General features: G+C 73.8%; 5 protein-coding genes. All 5 read left to right on the plus strand.

All coding sequences use genetic code 11. The annotated features are described in order from the left end of the window. Positions 1-219: 219 nt before the first annotated feature. On the plus strand, positions 220-651 hold the full coding sequence (locus ABD308_RS13950) for a roadblock/LC7 domain-containing protein (RefSeq protein ID WP_344333332.1): 432 nt from the start codon (positions 220-222) through the stop codon (positions 649-651). 7 nt (positions 652-658) lie between these two features. After that, positions 659-1,090: a DUF742 domain-containing protein gene (locus ABD308_RS13955; protein ID WP_425554761.1), complete on the plus strand. Its 432-nt coding sequence runs from the start codon at positions 659-661 to the stop codon at positions 1,088-1,090. 3 nt (positions 1,091-1,093) lie between these two features. Then, a complete protein-coding gene (locus tag ABD308_RS13960; RefSeq protein ID WP_344333333.1) occupies positions 1,094-1,702 on the plus strand; it encodes a GTP-binding protein in 609 nt (202 codons plus the stop codon). 63 nt (positions 1,703-1,765) lie between these two features. Then, positions 1,766-2,899, plus strand: a complete 1,134-nt coding sequence (locus ABD308_RS13965) for an FAD-dependent monooxygenase (RefSeq protein WP_344333335.1) — start codon at positions 1,766-1,768, stop codon at positions 2,897-2,899. Positions 2,900-3,017: 118 nt separating this feature from the next. Continuing rightward, positions 3,018-4,094 carry an aminotransferase class I/II-fold pyridoxal phosphate-dependent enzyme gene (locus ABD308_RS13970; RefSeq protein WP_344333338.1) on the plus strand — a complete coding sequence of 359 codons (1,077 nt, stop codon included), beginning with the start codon at positions 3,018-3,020 and terminating at the stop codon, positions 4,092-4,094. Positions 4,095-4,224: the final 130 nt, after the last annotated feature.

Genomic DNA, 4,224 nt, shown 5'->3' on the forward strand with positions numbered 1-4,224 from the left:
CCACGGTCACCGTCACCGACACCCCGAGCCCGACCGCCCCGGCCCCGACCACACCGGCACCGACGCCACCACCGCGGACCACACCGCGGCGCGGCGCGGCCTGCCGCCCGGCCCGACCGCCCCCACGGCCGTCGCCGGCCCCCCGACTCCCGCGCCGGGTCCCGCCCCCTGGGCCCTCCCGGCCGCGGACCCCCGAACCACGAGGACGGAAGACCAGTCATGAACCGCACCATCGCCACCCACCAGGACCTCGACTGGCTGCTGGACGGTCTCGTCGACACGGTGCCCGGGACGCGAAGCGCCGTGCTGCTCTCCGACGACGGTCTGGTGGTCAGCCACTCGCGCTCGATCGACCGCGCCGACGCCGAGCGCCTGGCGGCCGTCGCCACCGGCCAGCAGAGCCTCGCCCGGGGCATCGGCCAGCTGTTCGACGGCGGCCCGGTGCACCAGGTGATCATCGAGCTGGCGGAGCTCTGGCTGTTCGTCATCGCCGCCGCCCAGGGCACCCACCTGGCGGTGGTCGCGGACCAGGAGGTGGACGCCGAGGTGATGTCGGTGGCCATGCACCAGCTGGTCCAGCAGGTCGGACAGAAGCTCAGCACGCCGGTCCGCGGCGACTTCGACGCCTTCGCCGCCAGGAACCGGGGGTGAGCCCGCGGTGAGGCCGCACTGGAGCGAGCTGCCGGACGAGGACGAGGACGACGACTACGGCGCGGGCACGATGGTGCGCCCGTACACCATCACCCGCGGCCGGACGGCGCCGGAGCACGACCACCTCACCCTGATCACACTGCTGACCACGGTGGAGGAGCTCGCGGACCCGGTGCTGGCCGTCCGGTCGTCCGGTGTCCGCGGGCTGCAGCCGGAGCACCGCCGGATCCTGGAGCGGTGCCGCCGGCCGGCCGCCGTCGCCGAGGTGGCGGCCGGGCTCAATCTGCCGGTCTCGGTGACCAAGATCCTCCTGGGCGACCTGATCGCCCAGGGGTTACTGCTCGCCCGGGCGCCGATCTCGGTGGCCCGGGCCTCGGGGGACGGCGGCCTGGACCTCGGGCTGCTGACGGCCGTACGCGAAGGACTCCGGAGGCTCTGAACCATGGCACCATCCGCACCTCGTCCCTCCTCCCCGTCCCCCATCTCCGCCCCGGCCCCGGCGGCCCTGAAGATCCTCATCGCCGGCGGCTTCGGGGTGGGCAAGACCACCCTGGTCGGCACGGTCAGCGAGGTCGCGCCGCTGCGCACCGAGGAGTACCTGACCCGCGCCAGCGAGGGCGTCGACGACCTGTCCGGGGTGGACAACAAGGACACCACCACGGTCGCCCTGGACTTCGGGCGGATCACGGTCAGCCCGGAGCTGGTGGTCTACCTGTTCGGCACGCCCGGCCAGGAGCGCTTCTGGTTCATGTGGAACGACCTGGTGAACGGCGCGCTCGGCGGCATCGTGATCGCGGACACCCGCCGGCTGGAGACCAGCTTCGCCTCGATCGACTTCTTCGAGAGCCGGGGCATCCCGTTCGTGGTGGCGATCAACTGCTTCCACGGCGAGAACACCCGGACCGTGGCGGAGGTACGGGCCGCCCTCGACCTCGACCCGCAGGTGCCGATGCTGGTCGGCGACGTGCGGGTGCGGATGTTCGGGCGGGACCTGCTGCTCGCGCTGGTCGACCACCTGATGGAGCTGTCGGCCGGCGCCCAGGTCAGCTGAAACGTTTCCCCTCGACCTCTCACGCCCCCTCCCCCTCCTTCTTCCCCTTGGAGTAGCACCACCATGACCCCACCCCTGCGCGTCCTCGTCCACGGCGCCGGCATCGGCGGCCTGACCGCCGCCACCGCCCTCGCCGGCCGCGGCCACCGGGTCGACGTCGTCGAGCTGCGCGACGCCCTGGAGGCGCTCGGCGTCGGCATCATCCAGCCCTCCAACGCGCTGCACGTGATGCGCGAGATCGGCGTGCTGGAGCAGTGCCTGGCGGTCGGCTTCGAGTGGGAGACGCTGACCATCTGCGACCCGGCCGGCGGCGTCCTCGCGAAGATCCCGCAGCCCCGGATGGACGACGCGCCGTCCAGCAACGGCATCCCCCGCCCGGCGCTCGCCCGGGTGCTGGCCGAGGCCGCCACCGCCGCCGGCGCGACCCTGCGCTTCGGCACCACCGTCACCGACCTCGCCGACGAGGGCGAGGAGGTGGCGGTCACCCTGTCCGACGGCTCCGGCGCCCGCTACGACCTGGTGGTCGGCTTCGACGGCATCGGCTCGCCGCTGCGCAAGCGGCTCTACGGCGAGACGTACGCGCCCGAGTACACCGGCTTCGCCAACTGGCGGGTCACCCTGCCGCGTTCGCCCGAGGTGCGGGGCGTGGTGATGTCCACCGGCAACCTCAAGGCCAAGGCGCTGCTGACCCCGATCAGCGAGGACCTCATGTACCTGGGCTCGGTGTTCGCCGAGGCCGAGGACTTCCGCCCGGACCCCGAGCGCGCCCACGAGCAGCTGCGCGAGCGCCTGGCCGGCTTCGGCGGGCCGATCGCCGAGGCGCTGGCCCAGGTCACCGACCCGGCGGCGGTGGTGTACTCGCGGATCTCCCAGGTCACCGTCGAGGAGCCGTGGCACGTCGGCCGGGTGGTGCTGGCCGGCGACGCCGCGCACGCCTCCACCCCGCACCTGGCGCAGGGCGCCGCGATGGCCGTCGAGGACGCCCTGGTGCTCGCGCAGAGCCTGGACGCCGCCGGGACGGTGCCCGCCGCGCTGGCCGCCTGGGAGGAGCGCCGCCGGCCGCGCGCCATGTGGGTGCAGGCGCTGTCCCGGGCGGTCCTCAAGCAGGAGACCGGCACGCCGACCACCCCGGAGGAGGACGACCTGCTGAAGGTCGGCGTCCCGGGAGCGGCACACGTGCTCGTCAAGCCCTACTGACCCACCCGTCCCCTCGCACGCGAACCGGCCGGGCCCGGTGCGGACTTGTGTCCGCGCCGGGCCCCGGACAGACTTGACGCCCGTCCGACGAAGTGGCCGCCCGCCCGAGGAGTGACGGATGACGCCGTCGTTGTTCCGCATGCTCGACCTGCACGAGGCCGTGGAACGGGCCCGGCAGCGACCGGACGGACGGCTGTTCGTCTCCGACTACAACGGCGGCCACCCCTTCGTGGCCGACTACCTCGGCGACCTCGCGCACACCCCGCCGTACCGGCTCGGCGACGTCGGCCGCTACTCGGCGCTCGACGAGGACGCCGCGCTGCGCGCCAAGATCGCCCGCCTGCACGAGCGTTACGACACCGAGCCGTGCTCCCCCGACCGGGTCGTCCCGGCCGCCGGCGCCAGCGCGCTGCTCGGCACCTTCTGCACCTGGCTGCGCGCCACCGGCCGCACCCGGATCCACTACGTGCCGCCGGTCTACTACAAGTTCGCCTACTTCTTCCGGCTGTTCGGCATCGAGCCGGTCCCGGTCGCCGGCGCGCACGCCCACCAGCCGGGGTTCGACCTGCGGCTGCCGGACGAGAAGACCGTCCTGCTGCTCACCGACCCGGTCTGGTACGCCGGCCGGCGGGTGCCGCCGCTGGTGCTCAAGCAGCTCGCCGAGTGGCAACTCGCCACCGGATCCCTGGTGTTCGTCGACGGCACCTTCCAGTACATGCGCTGGGACGGCGGGCGGCGCGAGGACTCCGCCGCGCTGCCCGCCGACCTCACCCTGCGGATGGTCTGCCCCACCAAGTACCTGTCCATCCACGGCTACCGCTGCGCCCACCTGCTGGTCCCCGAGCCGCTGCGAGAACCGCTCGCCGAGCTGCACCTCAACCTGCACGGCGACGCCACCCTCGCCGACCGGCTGTTCGCGCACCGCGCCGCCGACCTGATGCTGCTGGAGGGCAACCACCGCCTGCTCGACCACGTGCGCGCCAACCACCAGCGCCTCACCGCCTCCGGCGCGCTGGCGGCCCAGGAGCGGATCGAGACCGGCTACTTCCTGTTCGCCCGCCCCACCGCCCCGCCGGAGCGCCTGATCGCCCTCGACGGCCGCTACTTCGAACTCCCGGGCCACCCCGGCTTCGTGCGGATCAACCTGCTCAGCGAGACGGCGCTGGAGGGCCTGGAGGAGCTAGCGCGCGGCTGAGCTGGCCGCGACGGGGCTGATCGTGTGCCGCCGCTCCCACACCGCCGCCGAGACCCGCGCCAGCAGGCGGGCGGCCGGGTCGGCGGCGCTGCTGCTGTCGGACGGCGTGGCGGGGTTCGCGGCGGCGGCC

The organism is Kitasatospora putterlickiae (genome assembly GCF_039527695.1).
Taxonomy (GTDB): domain Bacteria; phylum Actinomycetota; class Actinomycetes; order Streptomycetales; family Streptomycetaceae; genus Kitasatospora; species Kitasatospora putterlickiae.